General features: G+C 69.1%; 19 protein-coding genes. 15 read left to right on the plus strand and 4 right to left on the minus strand.

Annotated features, from left to right (window positions below):
- Positions 1–54: 54 nt before the first annotated feature.
- Entirely contained in the window at positions 55–657 is a 603-nt protein-coding gene (locus G6N58_RS22245) for a TetR/AcrR family transcriptional regulator (protein WP_068916719.1), read from the minus strand.
- Complete coding sequence (locus G6N58_RS22250) at positions 658–3,462, minus strand: aconitate hydratase (protein WP_115277255.1); 2,805 nt, start codon at positions 3,460–3,462, stop codon at positions 658–660.
- Positions 3,463–3,684: 222 nt separating this feature from the next.
- Between G6N58_RS22250 and G6N58_RS22255 the strand changes: the two genes are divergently transcribed.
- The 9 genes from G6N58_RS22255 (at position 3,685) to G6N58_RS22295 (ending at position 12,452) form a co-directional block, all read left to right on the plus strand.
- Positions 3,685–4,212, plus strand: a complete 528-nt coding sequence (locus G6N58_RS22255; RefSeq protein ID WP_172544951.1) for an Rv1476 family membrane protein — start codon at positions 3,685–3,687, stop codon at positions 4,210–4,212.
- A gap of 213 nt (positions 4,213–4,425) precedes the next feature.
- Positions 4,426–5,826, plus strand: a complete 1,401-nt coding sequence (gene ripA, locus G6N58_RS22260) for an NlpC/P60 family peptidoglycan endopeptidase RipA (protein ID WP_435406122.1) — start codon at positions 4,426–4,428, stop codon at positions 5,824–5,826.
- An 80-nt stretch (positions 5,827–5,906) separates the two neighbouring features.
- Positions 5,907–6,557 carry an NlpC/P60 family peptidoglycan endopeptidase RipB gene (gene ripB, locus G6N58_RS22265; RefSeq protein ID WP_115281345.1) on the plus strand — a complete coding sequence of 217 codons (651 nt, stop codon included), beginning with the start codon at positions 5,907–5,909 and terminating at the stop codon, positions 6,555–6,557.
- A 124-nt stretch (positions 6,558–6,681) separates the two neighbouring features.
- A complete protein-coding gene (moxR1, locus tag G6N58_RS22270; protein ID WP_115277252.1) occupies positions 6,682–7,815 on the plus strand; it encodes a chaperone MoxR1 in 1,134 nt (377 codons plus the stop codon).
- Positions 7,812–8,753, plus strand: a complete 942-nt coding sequence (locus G6N58_RS22275) for a DUF58 domain-containing protein (RefSeq protein WP_068916723.1) — start codon at positions 7,812–7,814, stop codon at positions 8,751–8,753. The genes moxR1 and G6N58_RS22275 overlap by 4 nt, the downstream gene beginning before the upstream one ends.
- A 26-nt stretch (positions 8,754–8,779) precedes the next feature.
- The gene (locus G6N58_RS22280) at positions 8,780–9,787 is read left to right on the plus strand and encodes a VWA domain-containing protein (RefSeq protein WP_068916724.1); all 1,008 of its coding nucleotides are present in this window, start codon (positions 8,780–8,782) and stop codon (positions 9,785–9,787) included.
- Positions 9,788–9,830: 43 nt separating this feature from the next.
- The gene (gene fabG1 / locus G6N58_RS22285; RefSeq protein WP_068916725.1) at positions 9,831–10,583 is read left to right on the plus strand and encodes a 3-oxoacyl-ACP reductase FabG1; all 753 of its coding nucleotides are present in this window, start codon (positions 9,831–9,833) and stop codon (positions 10,581–10,583) included.
- 19 nt (positions 10,584–10,602) lie between these two features.
- Complete coding sequence (gene inhA, locus G6N58_RS22290; protein ID WP_068916726.1) at positions 10,603–11,412, plus strand: NADH-dependent enoyl-ACP reductase InhA; 810 nt, start codon at positions 10,603–10,605, stop codon at positions 11,410–11,412.
- Between the two features lie 2 nt (positions 11,413–11,414).
- Positions 11,415–12,452 carry a ferrochelatase gene (locus tag G6N58_RS22295; RefSeq protein WP_163908322.1) on the plus strand — a complete coding sequence of 346 codons (1,038 nt, stop codon included), beginning with the start codon at positions 11,415–11,417 and terminating at the stop codon, positions 12,450–12,452.
- On the opposite strand, the gene G6N58_RS22300 is transcribed toward G6N58_RS22295, so the two are convergent.
- Entirely contained in the window at positions 12,418–13,299 is an 882-nt protein-coding gene (locus G6N58_RS22300; RefSeq protein ID WP_115281344.1) for an Rv1486c family protein, read from the minus strand. The two genes, G6N58_RS22295 and G6N58_RS22300, sit on opposite strands and share 35 nt — an antisense overlap.
- Positions 13,300–13,388: 89 nt before the next feature.
- Here G6N58_RS22300 and G6N58_RS22305 point away from each other — a divergent pair, with 89 nt between their 5' ends.
- Together G6N58_RS22305 and G6N58_RS22310 are read left to right on the plus strand one after the other, a co-directional pair.
- Positions 13,389–13,823, plus strand: a complete 435-nt coding sequence (locus G6N58_RS22305) for an NfeD family protein (protein WP_068916728.1) — start codon at positions 13,389–13,391, stop codon at positions 13,821–13,823.
- An 18-nt stretch (positions 13,824–13,841) separates the two neighbouring features.
- Entirely contained in the window at positions 13,842–15,065 is a 1,224-nt protein-coding gene (locus G6N58_RS22310) for an SPFH domain-containing protein (protein ID WP_115277251.1), read from the plus strand.
- Here G6N58_RS22310 and G6N58_RS22315 read toward each other — a convergent pair.
- Positions 15,023–15,748: a TVP38/TMEM64 family protein gene (locus G6N58_RS22315; protein WP_232067956.1), complete on the minus strand. Its 726-nt coding sequence runs from the start codon at positions 15,746–15,748 to the stop codon at positions 15,023–15,025. The genes G6N58_RS22310 and G6N58_RS22315 overlap by 43 nt on opposite strands.
- A gap of 192 nt (positions 15,749–15,940) precedes the next feature.
- Between G6N58_RS22315 and mutA the strand changes: the two genes are divergently transcribed.
- The 4 genes from mutA to lipL are packed head-to-tail and all read left to right on the plus strand — an operon-like array spanning position 15,941 to position 22,375.
- Positions 15,941–17,806, plus strand: a complete 1,866-nt coding sequence (mutA, locus tag G6N58_RS22320) for a methylmalonyl-CoA mutase small subunit (protein WP_232067957.1) — start codon at positions 15,941–15,943, stop codon at positions 17,804–17,806.
- Complete coding sequence (scpA, locus tag G6N58_RS22325; RefSeq protein WP_068916732.1) at positions 17,803–20,061, plus strand: methylmalonyl-CoA mutase; 2,259 nt, start codon at positions 17,803–17,805, stop codon at positions 20,059–20,061. The genes mutA and scpA overlap by 4 nt, the downstream gene beginning before the upstream one ends.
- Positions 20,062–21,048 carry a methylmalonyl Co-A mutase-associated GTPase MeaB gene (meaB, locus tag G6N58_RS22330; protein WP_115277248.1) on the plus strand — a complete coding sequence of 329 codons (987 nt, stop codon included), beginning with the start codon at positions 20,062–20,064 and terminating at the stop codon, positions 21,046–21,048. It begins immediately after the preceding gene.
- Between the two features lie 55 nt (positions 21,049–21,103).
- Positions 21,104–22,375 carry an esterase/beta-lactamase LipL gene (lipL, locus tag G6N58_RS22335; protein ID WP_272953881.1) on the plus strand — a complete coding sequence of 424 codons (1,272 nt, stop codon included), beginning with the start codon at positions 21,104–21,106 and terminating at the stop codon, positions 22,373–22,375.
- The last annotated feature ends 329 nt before the right edge of the window (positions 22,376–22,704 follow it).

The following is a 22,704-nucleotide window of genomic DNA, read 5'->3' on the forward strand; positions in this document are numbered from 1 at the left end:
GCGCCGGGTGCTGCGCGAGCCGAAAGTTGCTGTCGCGCAGCACCACTGGCGCTGCTAGCCCAGTGAGGCCGAGGCTGTCTGCGCCGGTAGCGAGCTACCGTGACGCACCGAGGCTTCGACCAGGTCCAGCACCGCCGACAGCCGCTTCGGGTCCTCGCCAGAGGCCAGCCGGGCGACCAGGCCGTCGAGTACCAGGTCCAGATAGACGTGCAGCACGTCGCTGGGTACGTCGTCGCGTACCCGGCCCGCCTGGGTCTGGCGGCGCAGCCGGTCGGTGGTCGCCGCCGACAGCTCCGCCGAACGCTCCGCCCAGCCCCGGTTGAAGGCGGGGTCGTGGCGCAACTTGCGTGCGATCTCCAGACGTGTTGCCAGCCAGTCGAATTGCTCCGGCGTGGCCAGCATATCCCGCATCACCTGGATCAGCCCCTCACGGGAGGCCACCTCCGCCATGCGCTCGGCATCCTCGCGCGCGAGCTCGAAGAACAACGAGTCCTTGTCGCGGAAGTGGTGGAAGATGGCCCCGCGGGACAGCCCGATCGACTGCTCGAGCCGGCGCACCGTCGCCTTGTCGTAACCGAACTCGGCGAAGCAGCGACGGGCGCCGTCGAGGATCTGGCGGCGGCGGGCCGCCAGATGGTCCTCGCTGACTTTCGGCATCTACGACTTCAGCATGTTGCGCAGGACGTACTGCAGGATGCCGCCGTTGCGGTAGTAATCCGCCTCACCGGGGGTGTCGATGCGGACCACCGCGTCGAACTCGACCTTGCTTCCGTCTTCCTTGGTGGCAGTCACCTTGACCGTCTTGGGCGTCTTGCCCTCGTTGAGTTCGGTGATGCCGGTGAAGTCGAAGGTCTCGGTGCCGTCGAGCTTCAGCGAAGCCGCCGACTCCCCGGCGGGGAACTGCAGCGGGATGACGCCCATGCCGATCAGGTTGGACCGGTGGATGCGCTCGAAGGACTCGACGATCACCGCGCGAACGCCCAGCAGGCTGGTGCCCTTGGCCGCCCAGTCACGCGACGACCCGGAACCGTATTCCTTGCCGCCGAGCACCACCAGCGGGATCCCGGCATCGGCGTAGTTCACGGACGCGTCATAGATGAACGCCTGCGGCCCGCCATCCTGGGTGAAGTCGCGGGTGTAGCCGCCCGACACGTCGTCGAGGAGCTGGTTCTTGAGGCGGATGTTGGCGAAGGTGCCGCGGATCATCACCTCGTGGTTGCCGCGCCGCGAGCCCAGGGAGTTGAAGTCCTTGGGCTCCACGCCATGCGCCTCCAGGTACTGCGCTGCCGGGGTGCCCTTCTTGATGGCCCCGGCGGGGGAGATGTGGTCGGTGGTGACCGAGTCGCCCAGCAGGGCCAGCACCCGCGCGCCGGTGATGTCGGCGACCGGCTCCGGCTCGGCGGGCATGCCGTCGAAGTAGGGCGCCTTGCGGACGTAGGTGGAGTTCTCGTCCCACTCGAAGGTGTTGCCCTCCGGGGTGGGCAGCGCGCGCCACCGGTCGTCGCCCTTGAAGACGTCGGCGTAGGAGTCGGTGAACATGTCCCGGTTGATCGAGGAGGCGATGGTCTCCTGGATCTCCTGGGCCGAGGGCCAGATGTCCTTGAGGTAGACGTCGTTGCCCTCGGTGTCCTGCCCCAGCGGGTCGGATTCGAAGTCGAAGTCCATGGTGCCCGCGATGCCGTAGGCGATGACCAGCGGCGGGGACGCCAGGTAGTTCATCTTCACGTCGGGGGAGATGCGGCCCTCGAAGTTGCGGTTGCCGGACAGCACCGCGGTCACCGACAGGTCATTGTCGTTGATGGCTGCCGAGATCTCCTCGGGCAGCGGACCGGTGTTGCCGATGCAGGTGGTGCAGCCGTAGCCGCCCAGGAAGTAGCCCAGCTTCTCCAGGTAGGGCCACAGACCGGCCTTGTTGTAGTAATCGGTGACGACCTGCGAGCCGGGGGCCATGTTGGTCTTGACCCAGGGCTTGGTGGTCAGCCCCTTCTCGACGGCCTTCTTGGCCAGCAGGGCGGCGCCGAGCATCACCGTCGGGTTGGAGGTGTTGGTGCAGGAGGTGATGCCGGCGACCACCACCGCGCCGTGGTCGAGGACGAACTCGCCGCGCTCCTCGGAGCGCACGGTGATCGGCTTGCTCGGCCGGCCGTCGGAGCCGTTGGCCGCAGACGGACGGACGTCCACGGCGCCGTCGTCGGCGAAGGACAGCGACACCGGGTCACTGGCCGGGAAGGACTCGTCGACCGCTTCGTCCAGCTTGGTCTCCGGCGCCGGGTGGTTCTCCTCGACGTAGTTGTGGATGTCCTTGCGGAACGCGGTCTTGGCGTCGGACAGTTCGATACGGTCCTGCGGGCGCTTGGGGCCCGAGATCGACGGCACCACCGTCGACAGGTCGAGCTCCAGGTACTCGGAGAACACCGGCTCCTTGGCCGGGTCGTGCCACATGCCCTGTTCCTTGGCGTAGGCCTCGACCAGGGCCAGCTGCTCGTCGGTGCGGCCGGTCAGGCGCAGGTAGTTGATGGTCTCCTCGTCGATGGGGAACATCGCTGCGGTGGAACCGAATTCGGGGCTCATGTTGCCCAGGGTGGCGCGGTTGGCCAGGGGGACCTCGGCCACACCCTTGCCGTAGAACTCGACGAACTTGCCGACCACACCGTGCTTGCGCAGCATCTCGGTGACGGTGAGCACGACATCGGTGGCGGTGACGCCCGGCTTGATCTCGCCGGTGAGCTTGAAGCCGACGACGCGGGGGATGAGCATCGAGACCGGCTGACCCAGCATGGCGGCCTCGGCTTCGATGCCGCCGACGCCCCAGCCCAGGACGCCGAGGCCGTTCTCCATCGTGGTGTGGCTGTCGGTGCCCACGCAGGTGTCCGGATAGGCAACACCGTTTCGGGTCATCACGACCCGGGCCAGGTACTCGATGTTGACCTGGTGCACGATGCCGGTGCCCGGGGGGACGACCTTGAAGTCGGCGAACGCGCCCTGGCCCCAGCGCAGGAACTGATAGCGCTCGCCGTTGCGCTGGTACTCCAGCTCGACGTTGCGCTCGAAGGCGTCGGCGCGGCCGAACACGTCCAGGATCACCGAGTGGTCGATCACCATCTCCGCAGGCGAGAGGGGGTTCACCTTGTCGGGGTCGCCGCCGAGTGCGGCGACGGCCTCGCGCATGGTGGCCAGGTCGACGATGCAGGGGACGCCGGTGAAGTCCTGCATCAGGACGCGGGCGGGGGTGAACTGGATCTCGATGCTGGGATCGGCATTCGGGTCCCAGTTGGCGATGGCCTCGATGTGCTCTTTGGTGATGTTGGCGCCGTCTTCGGTGCGCAGCAGGTTCTCGGCGAGCACCTTCAGGCTGTAGGGGAGCTTCTCCGTACCGGGTACCGCATCGAGGCGGTAGATCTCGTAGGAATTGTCACCGACTTCGAGGGTCTGATGGGCATCAAATGAGTTCTTGCTGGTCACGTCAACTCCCGGCGATTGTTTTCCTCGCCGGCGGGCTGTGCCGGCGATCGGCTGTAACTCTAACAGTACGCTTGTCCTGTAATTCACCGACCCGGCACGGTTGCGTCGGTACCGGTCGTGTATCAGTCTTCCCCCGCAGCGCGCCGTATACCACCTGCTTCGGTGGCGCTCGCGTACCGTGCGTGTGAACGTTGCGGGCTGTCGTGAGAGTGGATGGTGGAGATGTCGGAGTCGGTACTGGGCAATCTCGGGGTGTACATCCCGCCCGAGGTCGACATGCCGGTGGTTCAGGCCGAGGTCGCACGTGACGGGGTGAGCGCACCGCCGGCCGACGAGCCCGGTCTGGCCGGCGTGGTGCAGGAGGCCGCGCGCGACGGCATCGATCTGAAGATCGTCGTGATCGACAACAATCCGCCGATCGACACCCCACTGCGCGACATCGCCACCGAAGTCGGTCAGGCCAACCCCGGTTCGACGGTGCTGGTGTTGAGCCCGTCGTTCGCCGGCACGTACAGCACGGAGTTCGACCGGGTGACCCTGGAGGCCGGCGAGGACCTCGCCAAGACCGGCAACCCGGTGCAGTCGTCGCAGAATTTCGTGAGCCAGTTGAATACGCCGGATTTCCCGTGGACCGCACTCACGATCGTGCTCACCGTGGCCGTTTTCCTGGCCGTTGTCGTTACGCGAGTCCTTACGGTAAAGGCGAAGTCGTCCGACGCGGAAAAAGAGCCTGCGACCAGCGACTCCTGAGCGAATTGCCGCGCTGCGGCCAATTCGAATTGTCACCGTTCGATAACGGCGTCCGAATTACATTCTTGTAGTTCGTAACTAAAGTTTCTTCAGGGACAATTGTGACGTACGGTTCTGAAGGTATCCATTGTTGTAGGTGTGCCTCCAGTGACTGGTGATACCCGTTTTGCGGGAGAATCCGGTCGCGTCGAACCATGAGGAGACATGAGTCGCATGAGACCCGTCCACGGCGCATCTCCGTTGCTGACGCTGGCCCTGCTGCTCAGCACCCCCGCCTTGGCGCACGCCGAACCCGCACCCGCGCCGTCCAGCCTGGCCGCCCTGATCGCCGACGTGGCCGAGGCCAACCAGCGACTCTCCGAGCTCGGGGCCGCCGTGCAGACGGAGCAGGAAACCGTGAACAAGGCGATCCTGGACGTGCAGACCGCCCGCGATGACGTCGTCGCCGCACAGCATGACCTCGACCGCAGCCAGCAGGGCGTGCGCGACGCCGAGGCCGCCATCGCCGCCGCGCAGCGCAAGTTCGACGACGTCGCCGTCGCCTCGTACATGAACGGTCCCTCGGCGTCCTATCTGACCGCGGCCGATCCCACCGAGATCATCGCCAGTGCCGCCACCGAACACACGCTGGCGCTGAGCACCCAGAAGGTGTTCGCCGACCTACAGCAGGCGCGCACCGAGCAGCTGAACTCCGAGTCGCAGGCCCGCGCCGCCAAAGCCAAGGCCGATGCCGCCGCCGGCACCGCCCAGGCCAGCCAGGACAACGCGGTGGCCGCGTTGGCCGCCGCGCAGCAGAACTTCCGCGACCAGCAGAACCAGATCACCGAGCTCGGTGCCCAGCGCGACGCCGCCGAGGCGCAGCTGGCCCAGGCCCGCGCCGCGGCCACCCCGCCGTCGGCGGATGCCGCGGTGATCCGCCCGCAGGCCGCCGCAGCCCGGCCGGCCGGCCCGGTGGCCGGGGACTGGGACCATGCGCCCACCGCGGCGGTGCCCTACGGCAACGCCAGCCAGTGGGACACGACGCTGCCGATGGTGCCCAGCGCGTTCGTCTCCGGCGATCCCATCGCCATCATCAACGAGATCCTCAAGATCGGTTCCACCTCGGCCCAGGTCACCGCCGATCTGGGCAAGGGTTTCCTGCAGAAGCTCGGCATCCTCAAGCCCGCCGACACCGGCATCACCAACGGCGGTGTCATCCCCCGGGTCTACGGCCGCCAGGCCTCTGAGTACGTCATCCAGCGCGCCATGCGGCAGATGGGTGTGCCGTACTCGTGGGGCGGTGGCAACGCGGCCGGCCCCAGCCGCGGAATCGACCAGGGCGCAGGCACTGTCGGCTTCGACTGCTCCGGGTTGATCCTGCACGCGTTCGCCGGGGTGGGCATCAAGCTGCCGCACTACTCGGGCTCGCAGTACAACATGGGCCGCAAGATCCCGTCGTCGCAGATGCGCCGCGGCGACGCCATCTTCTACGGCCCCGGCGGCAGCCAGCACGTCGCCCTGTACCTGGGCAACGGGCAGATGCTCGAAGCGCCCTACACCGGTTCGGTGGTCAAGGTCTCGCCGGTGCGCACCAGTGGGATGACACCGCACGTCGTCCGCTACATCGAATACTGATGGGTTCTGATTTGCTTTCGTTCACTCTGCCTCCCTTGCTCCTTCGCCTGCTGCGGCCGATCGCCGCCGCACTGGTGGCGATGGTGCTGGCGATCGGCACCGCCACCGGGGCGGCTGCCGAACCCGATCCGGGACAGTGGGATCCGACCCTGCCCAAACTGATCAGCGCCGGGGCTCCCGGGGATCCGCTGGCCATCGCCAATGCCTCGCTGGCGGTCACCGCCCAGGCCACCGAGGCCACCATGAATCTGGGCCGCAGCTTCCTGCAGAAGCTGGGGCTGGCGCCCGGCGACGCCCCGGCCGGCGTGGCGCCGGGCCGGGTCCGCGGCCCGCAGGCCATCGAGTACGTCATCCGCCGCGGCGCCTCCCAGATCGGCACGCCCTACTCCTGGGGCGGCGGCAAGCCGACCGGGCCCAGCACCGGCGTGGACTCCGGGGCCAACACCGTGGGCTATGACTGTTCGGGTTTCACCCAGTTCGCGTTCGCCGGCGTGGGGGTGCTGATCCCCAAGTACTCCGGTGACCAGTACAACACCGGCCGCAAGATTCCCCAGTCCCAGGCCAAGCGCGGCGACCTGCTGTTCTGGGGTCCCGGCGGCAGCCAGCACGTGGCGATCTTCCTGGGCAACGGCCAGATGCTGGAATCCTCCGGCAGCGCCGGGGGAGTCAAGGTCAGCCCGTTGCGCACCGCCGGCCTGCAGCCCTACCTGGCCCGCATCATCGAATCCTGAACGACCCGCCCACGGGTGGGCACGTCGACGTAATCCGAAGTGCCTGGAATAGTTGAGTCCAGCGCGGTGGCCCGACGTGGTGGCCGCCCGTACGGAGATCACGTTCAGCTGTGGAGGATTGTCGATGACGTCACCAGGTGGGTCGCCCAACTACACGCCGGGAGGTGCGCCGGGTGCGCACGCCGCCCCGGCCGCGCCGGCGCCGACCCAGAACAACCTGGCCGCCGAGGTGCACACGCTCGAACGCGCCATCTTCGAGGTCAAGCGCATCATCGTGGGCCAGGACCAACTGGTCGAGCGCATCCTGGTGGGCCTGCTGGCCAAGGGCCACGTGCTCCTCGAAGGTGTGCCCGGGGTGGCCAAGACGCTGGCGGTGGAGACCTTCGCCAAGGTGGTGGGCGGCACCTTCGCCCGCATCCAGTTCACCCCCGACCTGGTGCCGACCGACATCATCGGTACCCGCATCTACCGGCAGGGCCGCGAGGAGTTCGACATCGAACTGGGGCCGGTGGTGGTGAACTTCCTGCTCGCCGACGAGATCAACCGCGCCCCGGCCAAGGTGCAGTCCGCCCTGCTGGAGGTGATGGCCGAGCGCAAGATCTCCATCGGCGGCAAGACCTACCCGCTGCCCAAGCCGTTCTTGGTGATGGCCACCCAGAACCCCATCGAGAACGAGGGCGTCTACCCGCTGCCCGAGGCGCAGCGCGACCGCTTCCTGTTCAAGATCAACGTCGACTACCCGTCGCCGGAGGAAGAACGCGAGATCATCTACCGGATGGGCGTCACCCCGCCCAACCCCAAGGGCATCCTCAACCCCGGTGATCTGCTGCGCCTGCAGGACCTGGCCGCCAACAACTTCGTCCACCACGCGCTGGTCGACTACGTGGTGCGTGTCATCACCGCCACCCGCCAGCCCGAGCAGTTCGGCCTCGGCGACGTGAAGTCGTGGATCGCCTTCGGCGCCAGCCCGCGCGCGTCACTGGGCATCATCGCCGCCGCCCGCGCGCTGGCGCTGGTGCGTGGCCGCGACTACGTGATTCCCCAGGACGTCATCGAGGTCATCCCCGACGTGCTGCGCCACCGCCTGGTGCTGACCTACGACGCGCTGGCCGACGAGATCTCCGCCGAGACGGTGATCAACCGCATCCTGCAGACCGTCGCGCTGCCGCAGGTCAATGCCGTTCCGCAGCAAGGTCATTCGGTGCCGCCGGTGCAGACCGGGCCGCCGCCGGCCAACGTGGCGGCCAACGGGCGGTGACCGAACCGCAGTCCATCCATCCGCCGTCGTTCCAGCGCGGTGAGATCGGGGACCCCAAACTCGCCGCGGCGCTGCGCACCCTGGAGCTGACCGTGCGCCGCAAGCTGGACGGGGTACTGCACGGTGACCACCTCGGCCTGATCCCGGGTCCGGGTTCCGAACCCGGGGACTCGCGGATGTACCAGCCCGGCGACGACGTGCGCCGGATGGACTGGTCGGTGACCGCCCGCACCCAGGTGCCCCACGTGCGGCAGATGATCGCCGACCGCGAACTGGAGACCTGGCTGGTGATCGACATGTCGGCCAGCCTCGACTTCGGCACCACCGGGTGCGAGAAGCGGGACCTGGTGGTGGCGGCCGCCGCGGCCATCACCTATCTCAACAGCGGGGGCGGCAACCGCCTCGGTGCCATCATCGCCAACGGCGACAGCATCGTCCGGGTGCCCGCGCTGTCGGGACGCCAGCACGAGCAGAGCCTGCTGCGGGCCATCGCGACCGCCCCGCGCGCCCCGCAGGGCGTGCGCGGGGATCTGGCGGCCGCCATCGACGCGCTGCGCCGGCCCGAGCGCCGCCGCGGCATGGCGGTGGTGATCAGCGACTTCCTGGGTCCGATCACCTGGATGCGGCAGCTGCGCGCCATCGCTGCCCGCCATGAGGTGCTCGGCATCGAGGTGCTCGACCCGCGCGACGTCGAGTTGCCCGATGTGGGCGATGTGATCCTGCAGGACACCGAATCCGGTGTCACCCGCGAGTTCCGCATCGATGCGCAACTGCGCGACGACTTCGGCAAGGCCGCCGCGGCACACCGCGCCGAGGTGGCCCGCACCATGCGACGCTGCGGCGCGCCGCTGATGACCTTGCGCACTGACCGGGACTGGATCGCCGACATCGTCCGGTTCGTCGCGTCCCGCCGGCGCGGTGCGCTGGCCGGAATCTGAGTTGAGAAAGAAGTGACTGGGTTTTCATGACGTTGCCACTGCTGGGGCCGATGTCGCTGTCGGGCTTCGAACACCCGTGGTTCTTCCTGTTCTTCCTCGTGATCGCGGCGCTGGTCGTGCTCTATGTGATGGTGCAGCGGGCCAGGGAGAAGCGGGTCCTGCGGTTCGCCAACATGGAGCTGCTGGAGACGGTGGCGCCCAAGCGGCCCACCCGCTGGCGCCACCTGCCGGCCATCGCGCTCATCACGTCGCTGTCGCTGCTGACCATCGCCATGGCCGGCCCCACCCACGACGTGCGGATCCCGCGTAACCGCGCCGTGGTGATGCTGGTGATCGACGTGTCCCAGTCCATGCGCTCCACCGACGTCTCGCCGAGCCGGCTGGTGGCCGCCCAGGAAGCCGCCAAGCAGTTCGCCGACCAGCTCACCCCCGGCATCAACCTGGGCCTGATCGCCTACGCCGGCACCGCCACCGTGCTGACCTCGCCGACCACCAACCGCGAGGCCACCAAGAACGCCATCGACAAGCTGCAGCTGGCCGACCGCACCGCCACCGGCGAGGGCATCTTCACCGCGCTGCAATCCATCGCCACCGTGGGCGCCGTCATCGGCGGCGGCGACGAACCGCCTCCGGCGCGCATCGTGCTGATGTCCGACGGCAAGGAGACGGTGCCGTCGAATCCGGACAACCCCAAGGGCGCCTACACCGCCGCGCGCACGGCCAAGGACCAGGGCGTGCCGATCTCGACCGTGTCCTTCGGCACGCCGTACGGCTACGTGGAGATCAACGACCAGCGCCAGCCGGTGCCCGTCGACGACGAGATGCTGGCCAAGATCGCCGATCTCTCCGGCGGCAGTGCCTACACCGCGTCCAGCCTGGAGCAGCTCAAAGAGGTGTTCACCTCCCTGCAGGAACAGATCGGCTACGAGACCATCAAGGGTGACGCCAGCGTGGGCTGGCTGCGCCTGGGTGCCCTCGCGCTGGCCCTGGCCGCGCTGGCCGCCCTGGTGATCAACCGCCGCCTACCCGGGTGATGCGATTTCAACCGAGCGCGGGGCAGGCGATAAGTTGACGACCATGACCGACACCGCCGCTACCGAGGTCCCCGTGGGACGACCCCCGTTCATCGCCCGCTCCGTGCTGGTCACCGGCGGAAACCGGGGCATCGGTCTGGCCATCGCGCAGCGGCTGGCCGCCGACGGGCACAAGGTCGCCGTCACCCACCGCGGTTCCGGCGCCCCCGAGGGACTGTTCGGCGTGGAGTGCGACGTCACCGACACCGCCGCCATCGACCGCGCGTTCACCGAGGTCGAAGAACACCAGGGCCCGGTCGAGGTGCTGGTGTCCAACGCCGGGATTTCCAAGGACGCCTTCCTGATGCGGATGACCGAGGAGCGCTTCACCGACGTCATCAACGCCAACCTCACCGGCGCGTTCCGGGTGACGCAACGCGCGTCGCGGAGCATGCAGCGCAAACGGTTCGGCCGCATCATCTACATCGGCTCGGTCTCGGGCATGTGGGGGATCGGCAACCAGGCCAACTACGCGGCCGCCAAGGCCGGCCTGATCGGGATGGCACGCTCCATCTCGCGCGAACTGTCGAAGGCCGGCGTCACCGCCAACGTCGTCGCCCCCGGTTACATCGACACCGAGATGACCCGGGCCCTGGATGAACGGATCCAGGCCGGAGCACTGGATTTCATCCCCGCCAAGCGCGTCGGCACCGCCGCCGAGGTGGCGGGGGCCGTCAGCTTCCTGGCGTCGGAGGACGCGAGCTACATCGCCGGCGCGGTCATCCCCGTCGACGGCGGCATGGGCATGGGCCACTAGAAAGGGCAACAACACAACAATGACCGGATTTCTTGAAGGCAAGCGCATCCTCGTCACGGGGATCATCACCGACAGCTCGATCGCGTTCTACATCGCCAAGGTGGCCCAGGAGGCCGGCGCCGAACTGGTGCTGACCGGATTCGACCGGATGAAGCTGATCCGCCGCATCGCCGACCGGCTGCCCAACCCGGCGCCGCTGATCGAACTCGACGTGCAGAACTCCGAGCACCTGGACACCCTGGCCGACCGGGTGACTGCCGAGATCGGTGAAGGCAACAAGCTCGACGGCGTGGTGCACTCGATCGGCTTCATGCCGCAGACCGGTATGGGCATCAACCCCTTCTTCGATGCCCCCTACGAGGACGTCGCCAAGGGCATCCACATCTCGGCCTACTCCTACGCCTCACTGGCCAAGGCCGTGCTGCCGATCATGAACCCGGGCGGCGGCATCGTCGGGATGGACTTCGACCCCACCCGCGCCATGCCCGCCTACAACTGGATGACGGTGGCCAAGAGCGCGCTGGAGTCGGTCAACCGCTTCGTCGCCCGTGAGGCCGGCAAGGTGGGTGTGCGGTCCAATCTCGTTGCCGCCGGGCCCATCCGGACGCTGGCGATGAGCGCGATCGTGGGCGGCGCACTGGGTGCGGAGGCCGGCGATCAGATGAAGCTGCTCGAGGAGGGCTGGGACCAGCGCGCCCCGATCGGCTGGAACATGAAGGACCCGACACCGGTGGCCAAGACCGTGTGCGCCCTGATGTCGGACTGGCTGCCCGCCACCACCGGCAGCATCATCTACGCCGACGGCGGCGCGCACACGCAGCTGCTCTGAGGATGGACTTTCACGCGATCCTGCTCCTGTCCTTCGGGGGTCCCGAAGGGCCGGAGCAGGTCATGCCGTTCCTGGAGAACGTCACCCGCGGCCGCGGCATCCCACCCGAGCGCCTGGAATCCGTCGCCGAGCACTACTACCACTTCGGCGGCGTGTCACCGATCAACGCCATCAACCGCGCACTGATCGACCAGCTGCGCACCGTCACCGACCTGCCGGTGTACTTCGGCAACCGCAACTGGGACCCGTTCGTCGAGGACACCGTCGCCGCCATGCGCGACGACGGCATCGGCCGGGCGGCGGTGTTCGCCACCTCGGCCTGGGGCGGCTACAGCGGGTGCGCGCAGTACCAGGAGGACATCACCCGCGGACGCGCCGCCGCCGGGCCGGGCGCGCCCGAGCTGGTGAAGCTGCGTCAGTACTTCGACCACCCGCTGTTCGTGGCGATGTTCGCCGACGCGATCGCCGAGGCCGCCGCCACCCTGCCGGCCGGGCGGCAGGCACGGCTGGTGTTCACCGCTCATTCGATCCCGCTGCGCGCGGCCTCGCGGTGCGGCACCGATCTCTACGAGCGGCAGGTCCGCTACGCCTCGGCGCTGGTGGCTGCCGCGGCCGGATACCGGGACTTCGACGTGGTGTGGCAGTCCCGGTCGGGACCGCCGCAGGTGCCGTGGCTGGAGCCCGATGTGGGTGACCACCTCGACGAGCTGGTGGCCCGCGGGGTGGACGCAGTTGTGGTGTGCCCCATCGGTTTTGTGGCCGACCACATCGAAGTGGTGTGGGATCTGGACAACGAGCTGCGCGAGCAGGCCGATGCGGCGGGCGTGGCCTTGGCCCGCGCGCTGACGCCCAACGCGCAGCAGCGGTTCGCCGAGCTGATCATGGACCTGGTGGACGAACAGCGCCAGGGCCGCCCACCGGCCCGCGTCCCCGGTCCCGATCCGGTGCCGCTGCAGGGCAGCAGCGTCGACGGGGCGTACTGCACCGCGGCGTGCCGGCCGCCGGTCAGCTCTCCCAGGCCGAGTACAGGATCGCGCTGACCGCAGCCAGGCGTGCCGAGCGCACCACCTGACCGAGCGGGCGCAACGCGTCGCTGGCGATCTGCACCTCCGACGAGGACTGCGTGGAGATGGGCATCAGGCCCGCGCTGACGGTCATGATGGCGTCGACGTGGGCGGCATTGTCGAGTACCCGCAGCGCCCGGGTGGGCGCGTGTTCGGGGATCAGGTGCCCGCGCCCGGACTCCAGGATCTGTTCGACCATGCCGCGCGGGTCCTCGATGTCGACCCCCGTGCCGCCGGCCCGCAGCGCCGTCAGCGCTTCCGCCGCCGCACGCACCGCTGAGCGCAGGGCGAATTCGGCCTCGCCCAGGTCGGCGTGGGCGGGCACCGGCGGGGCGGGCAGCGAGTACACCGTCCAGGCCAGTCGGCGCAGTTCGGGAGCGTCGTCGAGATCGTCGTCCTCGGACCCGAAATCGAAAGCGTCGTCTGTGTCCTCGTACTCGAAGTCGGGCACCAGCCCCACCGGGGTGCCGCGCTCGGAGGTGACGATCACCGCTTCGCCGGCCTCTAGGGCGTCGCGGGCGAACGTGGTACCGGCGGGCAGTCCGCGCACGTCGCCGGGCACCGGCAGCGCCAGGGCCACCGACGGCTGGGCCGAGGTGCGCGGGCCCGCGGCGGTGCGCAGCGTCTGCAGCATGGACACCGCGCCGGCGTCGTTGACATCCGGCCACGGCAGGCCGGTGGCCGAAGCTGCCCCGGCGTCATAGGCCGTCACTGAATGTGTTGGCGCCCATTGGGATAACGCGTCCAGAACATCGTCGGGCGCGGCCTTGCCCGCCAACCAGGCATTGGCCCACACCACCAGGGAAACGCTCGGGCACCACATGATGGCAGCAGTGTAGTGCGTGGGCGGGAACGCCACCGGACGCGGCGCAGTCGACACACCCGCCGCGTCGCAGCAGCTAGGGTGGAGGTATGCCTGCGGCCCTGATCTGGCTTGTTGTCGCGTTGGGGCTGGCCGGTGCCGAAGCGCTCACCGGAGATCTGTTCCTGCTGATGCTCGGCGGGGGCGCGTTGGCCGCGGCGGGCACGGCAGCGGTGTTCGACTGGCCCATCTGGGCCGACGGGGTGGTGTTCCTCGTCGTGTCGATCCTGCTGCTGGTGTTGGTGCGGCCGGCGCTGCGCCGGCGGTTCACCTCGGCACCCGCCCTGGAGACGGGACCCGAGGCGCTCGAGGGCAAACCCGCTCTGGTCCTGGACAGGGTGAGTCAGCACGAAGGCCAGATCAAGCTCGAGGGTGAGGTCTGGACGGCTCGCCCGCTCAACGATCACGATGTCTACGAACCCGGTGATCAGGTGACCGTGATGCACATCGACGGCGCTACCGCCGTCGTCTGGAAGAACGCCTGACTCGAAGGAGGAACCGTCATGGACGGCGCTGTCGCAGGTCTGGTTCTACTGGCCGTTCTGGTCATCCTGGCGGTGATCATCGTGGCCAAGTCCGTGGCCCTGGTGCCGCAGGCGGAGGCGGCGGTGATCGAACGCCTGGGCCGGTACAGCAAGACGGTGTCCGGTCAGCTGACCCTGCTGGTGCCGTTCATCGACCGGATCCGGGCCAAGGTGGACCTGCGGGAACGAGTGGTCTCCTTCCCGCCGCAGCCGGTCATCACCGAAGACAACCTGACGCTGAACATCGACACCGTGGTGTATTTCCAGGTCACCAACCCGCAGGCCGCGGTGTACGCGATCAGCAACTACATCGTGGGCGTCGAGCAGCTCACCACCACCACGCTGCGCAACGTGGTGGGTGGCATGACGCTGGAGCAGACGCTCACCTCGCGTGACTCCATCAACGGGCAGTTGCGCGGGGTGCTCGACGAGGCCACCAACAAATGGGGTCTGCGGGTGGCCCGCGTGGAGCTGCGTTCCATCGACCCGCCGCCGTCGGTGCAGGAGTCGATGGAAAAGCAGATGAAGGCAGACCGCGAGAAGCGCGCCATGATCCTCAACGCCGAGGGTGTCCGGCAGGCGTCGATCACGCAGGCCGAGGGGCAGAAGCAGTCCCAGATCCTGGCGGCCGAGGGCGCCAAGCAGGCCGCCATCCTGGCTGCCGAGGCCGACCGGCAGTCCAGGATGCTGCGGGCCCAGGGTGAGCGGGCAGCGCAATACCTGCAAGCCCAGGGCCAGGCCAAGGCCATCGAGAAGACCTTCGCGGCGATCAAGGCCGGCCGGCCCACTCCGGAACTGCTGGCTTATCAGTACCTGCAGACGCTGCCGCAGATGGCCAAGGGTGAGGCCAACAAGGTGTGGGTGGTGCCCAGCGATTTCGGCGCCGCGCTGCAGGGGTTCACCAAGATGCTCGGCGCACCCGGAGAGGACGGCGTGTTCCGGTACACGCCGTCACCGGTGGAGGACGGATTGTCCAAGCCGGAGGACGACTCCGATGAGGTCAAGGACTGGTTCACCACCCAGACCGACCCGGAGATCGTCCGCGCGGTCGCCAAGGCGGAGGCCGACGCCCGGGAAGCCGTACTGCCCGAGATCGGCGCTCCTGCCCGGCCGGCCTCGGTGGAGCCCAGATACCCGACCGACGTCGACGCGTCCCACGGTCAGGAACCGCTGCCGCCCAGTGGCGCACACCGTTCGCCCTGATCGTCGGGGGCCGGTCGGGTGCTGCTGCGGCGGTGACTGCGGGCCTCGTGGTACAGCCCCGCCACCCCGAGGCTGGCGGTGGCCAGCGACACCACCACCAACAACGGGTTGACGCTGCCGGTGAGCGCATCGCCGAGGACCACCACCGCGACGGTGCCCGGCAGCAGCCCGACCAAGCTGGCCAGGGTGTAGGGCACCAGTCGCACCGCCGAGGCACCGGCGGCATAGTTCAGCACCGAGAACGGCACCGCCGGGATCATCCGCAGCGAGAGGATGGCCGGCCAGCCGCGGCGGCGCAGTCGGGCATCGAGTGCGTCCAGGGACGGATTACTGACCAGTCCGCTGAGCTGCCACCCGACGGCGCGCACCAGCAGCACCGCCAGCAGCGCACTGATGGTGCTGGCCGCGACCGCCAGCGCCACACCCAGCAGCGGACCGAACAGAAGGCCTGCTGCCAGCGTGAATGCCGTCCGGGGGAACGGGAAGACGGTGACCACGACGTGGGCGCCGAAGAACGCCAGCGGGAACCACGGTCCCACCGAGGTGGCCCAGTCCCGCAGCTGCAGGGCCGTCGGGAGCGGGACGAACACCGCGACTGCGACGAGAATCACACTGACAATCGCGGTGGTCACCAACCGGCGGCGGGGGATCTGCCGGACCGTCGCAACGACCGCTGCGCGCACACTGCGCACCGTACGAAGACTGGGCCTGGCCACGGCAAACAAGGGTACGCAACCCCTGTGAACGGTGGGGGACCCACCGGTTGCGCAGCACCTCCGGGCGCCTCCCGGTGCGTGACGGGCATCATTTAGCCTGGGAGTTCGGGTGGCCGGACACAGGCGTGTTCAGCCCGTAGTGAACCTCAGGAGCTGCCGGTGTCCCCAGAGACCTCAGTTGTACCCGCAGATCAGGCCGCTCTGACCGAGGCCCGCGACCGGTGGCGCGCCGGGGTGGCGGGGGTGCTGGCCAAGAGTCTGCGCACGGACATCGCGGACCTGCCCGCCGAGCCCGAACGACTGCTGGACACCGACACCTACGAGGGTTTTGCGGTGCGCCCCCTGTACACCGCGCTGGATGCGCGCCCCGAACCGGCGCTGCCCGGGCAGTGGCCCTACACCCGCGGCGGGGACGCCGGCCGCGACGTGCTGGCGGGCTGGAAGGTGCTCGAGGTGTTCCCGGCCCCGGGGCACGGCCTGTCCGACGGTAACGAGGCCGTGCTGGGCGCCCTCGCCGACGGGGTGTCGGGGCTGGTGTTGCGGGTGGGTGCCGACGGCGTCGCCGCAACCGACGTCGACCGCCTCCTGGAGGGGGTGTACCTGGAACTGGTGCCGGTGCTGGTGGACGCCGGCGCGGACTTCACGGCCGCGGCGGCAGCCCTGACCGCGCTGGTGACGGCGGTGGGCGAGGACAAGCGGCCCACGCTGTCGGTGGACCTGGGTGCAGACCCGCTGTCGGCGGGCCTGGTCGGGCGGGCAGCGCCCACCATGGACGAGGTCATGACCGTGGCGACCGGGCTGACCGGCTTCCACGGCGCGGTGCGCGCGGTCACCGTCGACGGCCCCACCGCCCACGGCCTGGGAGCGGGCGCGGCCTGGGAGCTGGCCGCTGCTCTGGCCGCGGCAGTGGAGTACGCGCGGGCCTTCGCCGACGCCGGTCTGCCGGTACCGGATGCGCTGCGCCAGATCAGCTTCCGCTTGGCCGCCGATGACGACCAGTTCATGACCATCGCCAAGTTCCGGGCCGCCCGGCAGCTGTGGGCGCGGGTCGCTGAGGTGGCGGGTGCTCCCGACGCAGGGGCGGCCCGGGTGCACGCGGCCACCTCGCTGGCCATGATGGCGCAGCGCGACCCGTGGGTGAACATGCTGCGCTGCACGCTGGCCGCGTTCGGCGCCGGCGTCGGCGGCGCAGACACCGTGCTGGTGCACCCGTTCGACGTGGCCATCCCCGGCGGCGCACCAGGGGTGTCGACGAACTTCGCACGCCGCATCGCCCGCAACACCCAGCTGCTGCTGCTCGAGGAGTCACACCTGGGCCGGGTGCTCGATCCCGGCGCCGGCTCGTGGTTCGTCGAGGACCTCACCGCGGAGCTGGCCGCCGCGGCCTGGGCGCTGTTCCAGGACATCGAGGCCCGCGGTGGCTTCACCGAGGCCCGCGAGCACATCCTGGCCGGGATCGCCGAGGTGGCGGCGGCGCGGCAGTCCGACATCGCCCACCGCCGGACCTCGGTCACCGGGATCAACGAGTTCCCCAACCTGGGTGAGGCGCCGCTGACCCAGACCGGCGACCTGCCGGACGTGGCCCGCTACGCCGCCGGGTTCGAGGCGCTGCGTAACCGCTCCGATGCCCACCTGGACAAGTTCGGCACCCGGCCGCGGGTGCTTCTGCTGCCGCTGGGGCCGCTCGCCGAGCACAACATCCGCACCACCTTCGCGGCGAACCTGCTGGCCTCGGGCGGCATCGAGGCCGTCAACCCGGGCCCGGTGGACGCCGCCGGCGTGGGTGCGGCCGTCGCCGACGCCGGTTCGCCGTCGGTGGCCGTGATCTGCGGCACCGACGCCCGGTACGGCGCCGAGGTGTCCGACGTGGTGGAGGCCGCGCACGTGGCGATGATCGAGCACGTGTACCTGGCCGGCCCGGACAAGGCCGTCGGGGACGCGGTACACCGGCCCGACGAATATCTGACCGCGAAAATCGATGCGGTACAAGCACTGTCAGAGCTGTTGACCCGATTGGGGGCATGAGCATGACCACCACCAAGCCGAGCATCGGCAGCTTCGCCGACGTCCCGCTGCACGGTGACGGCACGTCGACGCCGGCCACCGCCGACGGCGTGGCGCAGCTGGTGTCCACGGCCGCCGCGGCCCACGGGTACACCGCCGAGCAGCTGACCTGGACCACCCCGGAAGGCATCGACGTCAAGCCGGTCTTCATCGAGGCCGACCGCGCCGACGCCGCGGCGGCGGGCTACCCGCTGGACAGCTTCCCGGGCGCACCGCCGTTCATCCGCGGTCCGTACCCCACCATGTACGTCAACCAGCCCTGGACCATCCGCCAGTACGCCGGGTTCTCCACGGCCGCCGAATCCAACGCCTTCTACCGCCGCAACCTCGCCGCGGGGCAGAAGGGTCTGTCGGTGGCCTTCGACCTGGCCACCCACCGGGGTTATGACTCCGACCACCCCCGGGTGCAGGGCGATGTCGGGATGGCCGGCGTGGCAATCGATTCCATCCTGGACATGCGCCAGCTCTTCGACGGCATCGACCTGTCGACGGTCAGCGTGTCGATGACCATGAACGGTGCGGTACTGCCCATCCTGGCGCTGTACGTGGTGGCCGCCGAGGAGCAGGGCGTGCCACCGGAGAAGCTGGCCGGGACCATCCAGAACGACATCCTCAAAGAGTTCATGGTCCGCAACACCTACATCTATCCGCCGAAACCCTCGATGCGGATCATCTCCGACATCTTCGGCTACACCAGCGCCAAGATGCCGAAGTTCAACAGCATCTCGATCTCCGGCTACCACATCCAGGAGGCCGGGGCCACCGCCGATCTGGAGCTGGCCTACACGCTGGCCGACGGTGTGGAGTACATCAAGGCCGGCCTCGATGCCGGGTTGGACATCGACAAGTTCGCCCCGCGGCTGTCCTTCTTCTGGGGCATCGGGATGAACTTCTTCATGGAGGTGGCCAAGCTGCGGGCCGGCCGGTTGCTGTGGAGCGAGCTGGTGGCCGAGTTCAGCCCCACCAGCGACAAGTCGCTGTCCCTGCGCACCCATTCGCAGACCTCCGGCTGGTCGCTGACCGCCCAGGACGTGTTCAACAACGTCGCGCGCACCTGTGTGGAGGCGATGGCCGCCACCCAGGGTCACACGCAGTCGCTGCACACCAACGCCCTCGACGAGGCGCTGGCGCTGCCCACCGACTTCTCCGCCCGCATCGCCCGCAACACCCAGCTGCTGCTGCAGCAGGAATCCGGCACCACCCGGCCCATCGATCCCTGGGGCGGCTCGTACTACGTGGAGTGGCTGACCCATCAGCTGGCCACCGCGGCGCGCATGCACCTCGGTGAGGTGGCCGCGCACGGCGGCATGGCCCAGGCCATCAGTGAGGGCATTCCCAAGCTGCGCATCGAGGAGGCCGCTGCACGCACCCAGGCCCGCATCGACTCCGGTGCCCAGACCGTCATCGGCGTGAACAAGTATCGCGTGGATGAGGACGCCGAGATCGAGGTCCTCAAGGTGGAGAACAGCCGCGTGCGCTCCGAGCAGCTGGCCAAGCTGGAGAAGCTGCGGGCCGAGCGCGACGAGGCAGCCACCCAGGCCGCGCTGGCCGAATTGACCAGGGCCGCAGGGGAAAACACTGCCGCTGGGGAGGACGGGCTGGGCAACAACCTGATGGCGCTGGCCATCAACGCCGCCCGCGCGCACGCCACCGTCGGTGAGATCTCCGACGCCCTGGAGAAGGTGTACGGCCGGCACGTGGCCGAGATCCGCACCATCTCCGGGGTGTACCGGGACGAGGCGGGAAGCGGGGGAAACATCAGCAGCGCAATCGAATTGGTGGAGAAGTTCGCCGAGGCCGACGGTCGCCGACCGCGCATCCTGATCGCGAAGATGGGCCAGGACGGTCACGACCGCGGCCAGAAGGTGATCGCCACGGCCTTCGCCGACATCGGCTTCGACGTGGATGTGGGCTCGCTGTTCTCCACCCCGGACGAAGTGGCGCGCCAGGCCGCCGACAACGACGTGCACGTGGTGGGCGTGTCGTCGCTGGCGGCCGGGCACCTCACGCTGGTGCCGGCGCTGCGCGACGCGCTGGCCGAGGTGGGCCGCCCCGACATCATGGTGGTGGTGGGCGGCGTCATCCCGCCGGGTGACTTCGACGAGCTCTACGAAGCGGGCGCCACCGCGATCTTCCCGCCGGGCACCGTGATCGCCGACGCCGCCATCGGCCTGTTGCACAAGCTGGCCGAGCGCCTCGGCTACACCCTGAGCTAGATGGTCCCGTCTGTCGAAGACCTGGCGGGGGCGATCCGTACGGGTGACCGTTCGGCGCTGGCCCGCGCCATCACCCTGGTGGAGTCCACCCGGCGAGACCACCGCGACACCGCCCAGGAGCTGCTGCTGGAGCTGATGCCGGAAGCGGGATCGGCCATGCACGTCGGGATCACCGGGGTGCCGGGGGTCGGCAAGTCGACCGCGATCGAGGCGCTCGGGATGCAGCTGATCGAGCTCGGGCACCGGGTGGCGGTGCTGGCCGTGGACCCGTCGTCGACCCGCACGGGTGGCTCGATCCTGGGTGACAAGACCCGGATGTCGCGGTTGGCGGCGCAGCCGCAGGCCTACATCCGGCCCTCGCCCACCTCGGGCACGCTCGGCGGGGTGGCCCGGGCCACGCGGGAGACCATCGTGCTGCTGGAGGCCGCCGGCTTCGACGTGATCCTGGTGGAGACAGTGGGCGTGGGGCAGTCGGAGGTGACTGTCGCCAACATGGTGGACACCTTCGTGTTCCTCACCCTGGCCCGCACGGGAGACCAGCTGCAGGGCATCAAGAAGGGGGTGCTGGAACTCGCCGACATCGTGGTGGTGAACAAGGCCGACGGCAACCACGCCCTGGAGGCCACGAAGGCGGCGCGGGAACTGTCGGGTGCCATCCGGCTGATCTACCCGCCGAATTCGGTGTGGCTACCGCCGGTGCTGACCATGAGCGCACTGGAGGGCACCGGGCTCGCCGAGCTGTGGGAGACGGTCGAGAAACACCGGCAGGTGCTCACCGAGGCGGGGGAGTTCGAGGCACGCCGACGCGCTCAGCAAGTGGAGTGGACGTGGTCGATGGTGCGCGACACGGTGCTCGACCGGGTGTTGGCCCACCCCGGGGTGCGCGACATCCGGCGTGAGGTGGAGCGGCAGGTGCGCGACGGTGAGCTGACCCCCGCGCTGGCCGCACAGCAGATCCTGGACGCTGCCGCCGGCCCGGCCGGGTAACAACTCGCTAACAGGCCGGTCAGAGTGTGACCTGACACATGTAAATTCATCCATTGTGACTCCTGCAACAGGGCGCAGCGCGGCGCTCCCCGGCGGTGTGCACGGCGCCGCTGACCCCAGTTTTGCCTGTGCAGTGCGTTCCTTCGCCCGGTTGTTCCCAAGCCGGCGCTTCGGCGGCGGCGCCTTGGCGGTGTACCTGCACGGCGAACCCGTTGTCGACGTCTGGACCGGCTGGGCGGATCGCCGCGGCCGGGTGCCGTGGACGGCGGACACCGGCGCCATGGTGTTCTCCGCCACCAAGGGGATGGCATCGACGGTGATCCACCGGCTGGTGGACCGCGGCCTGATCCGGTACGACGCACCCGTGGCCGACTACTGGCCGGAGTTCGGGGCCGCCGGCAAGGCGGATCTGACCGTCCGCGAGGTGCTGGCGCACCGCGCCGGGCTCTCACACCTGCGAGGGGTCGGCCGGACCGACCTGCTGGACCATCTGCGCATGGAACAGCTGCTGGCGGCGTCGCCGGCGTCCTCGCTGCGCGGTAAGCCCGCCTATCACGCCCTGACCTACGGCTACCTGCTCTCGGGTCTGGCCAGAGCTGTCACCGGGTTGGGCATGCGGACCCTGATCCGCCAGGAGATCGCCGAACCGCTGGGCACCGACGGACTGCACCTGGGCCGCCCGCCCGCCGGGGCCCCCACCCGCAACGCGCAGATCATCGGCCCACAGCTGAACATCCAGAACCCGGTCTTCAACGCGGTGGCCCCGAGGCTCGCCGGAATTCAGCGCTCAGCGATCTTCGGCGCCATGTACTTCCCGGGCATGAAGGCCACCGTGCAGGGGGACATCCCGCTGCTGGACGCGGAGCTGCCCTCGGCCAACGCCGTGGCGACGGCGCGGGGGTTGGCCAGGATGTACGGCGCGCTCGCCAACGGCGGCGAGGTCTGCGACGCCCCGGAGCGGTTCCTGTCCCGGGAGCTGGCCGCGGCGCTGGTGGGCCGGCCCAGCTTGGCGCTGGACCACAGCATCGGGATGCCGCTGTCTTTCCACCTGGGGTACCACGCGCTGCCTCTACCTGGGGTGATGCCCGGTTTCGGGCATGTGGGCCTGGGCGGCTCGCTGGGCTGGGCGGTGCCGGAGACTGGTCTGGCCTTCAGCATGGTCCACAACCGGCTGCTGACCCCGTTCCTGGCCGCCGACCAGGCCGGATTCGTGGCCACCGCGGCGCTGGTACGTCGCGGGGCGGCGGTGGCGCGCGCGCGGGGGTATCGCCCGGTCTCAGAATTCGGGGCGCCGTACCCGAAGGAGTCGACACCTGTCGCGGGTTAGCTCGTCCGCCGTCGGCGGGCGTGGCTGACGCCGGCGCCGTAGCGGCGGGGCGGCCCTTTTCCGCCGACTGTGCACCAGCGGGTGCCCGGCTGCCCGGGGCAATCGGAGTTGTCCGCCAAAAGCCCTGCGCAGCAGCTGTTTTGACTGGTTTTCCTGCTGGTTCACTGAGAATTGTCTGAGTTTGCTGACAAGGAGGTTGATGTTTGCCACGAGTTCACAGGCGCGGTATGGCCGTTACGGGTCTGTCGATTGCCGACATACCGTAACCGCGAATCACTTGTGCCCCGTACGTATAAATTCATCACGCGACAACGGCGGCCACCGGGTGC

It is taken from the genome of Mycolicibacterium tokaiense, from assembly GCF_010725885.1.
GTDB lineage: Bacteria > Actinomycetota > Actinomycetes > Mycobacteriales > Mycobacteriaceae > Mycobacterium > Mycobacterium tokaiense.

Coding starts and splice junctions, on each gene's coding strand:
- G6N58_RS22245 (WP_068916719.1), bottom strand. CDS start 657: ATGCCGAAAGTCAGCGAGGACCATCTGGCGGCCCGCCGCCGCCAGATC.
- G6N58_RS22255 (WP_172544951.1), top strand. CDS start 3,685: ATGTCGGAGTCGGTACTGGGCAATCTCGGGGTGTACATCCCGCCCGAG.
- ripA (WP_435406122.1), top strand. CDS start 4,426: ATGAGACCCGTCCACGGCGCATCTCCGTTGCTGACGCTGGCCCTGCTG.
- ripB (WP_115281345.1), top strand. CDS start 5,907: ATGGTGCTGGCGATCGGCACCGCCACCGGGGCGGCTGCCGAACCCGAT.
- moxR1 (WP_115277252.1), top strand. CDS start 6,682: ATGACGTCACCAGGTGGGTCGCCCAACTACACGCCGGGAGGTGCGCCG.
- G6N58_RS22280 (WP_068916724.1), top strand. CDS start 8,780: ATGACGTTGCCACTGCTGGGGCCGATGTCGCTGTCGGGCTTCGAACAC.
- fabG1 (WP_068916725.1), top strand. CDS start 9,831: ATGACCGACACCGCCGCTACCGAGGTCCCCGTGGGACGACCCCCGTTC.
- inhA (WP_068916726.1), top strand. CDS start 10,603: ATGACCGGATTTCTTGAAGGCAAGCGCATCCTCGTCACGGGGATCATC.
- G6N58_RS22295 (WP_163908322.1), top strand. CDS start 11,415: ATGGACTTTCACGCGATCCTGCTCCTGTCCTTCGGGGGTCCCGAAGGG.
- G6N58_RS22300 (WP_115281344.1), bottom strand. CDS start 13,299: ATGTGGTGCCCGAGCGTTTCCCTGGTGGTGTGGGCCAATGCCTGGTTG.
- G6N58_RS22305 (WP_068916728.1), top strand. CDS start 13,389: ATGCCTGCGGCCCTGATCTGGCTTGTTGTCGCGTTGGGGCTGGCCGGT.
- G6N58_RS22310 (WP_115277251.1), top strand. CDS start 13,842: ATGGACGGCGCTGTCGCAGGTCTGGTTCTACTGGCCGTTCTGGTCATC.
- scpA (WP_068916732.1), top strand. CDS start 17,803: ATGAGCATGACCACCACCAAGCCGAGCATCGGCAGCTTCGCCGACGTC.
- meaB (WP_115277248.1), top strand. CDS start 20,062: ATGGTCCCGTCTGTCGAAGACCTGGCGGGGGCGATCCGTACGGGTGAC.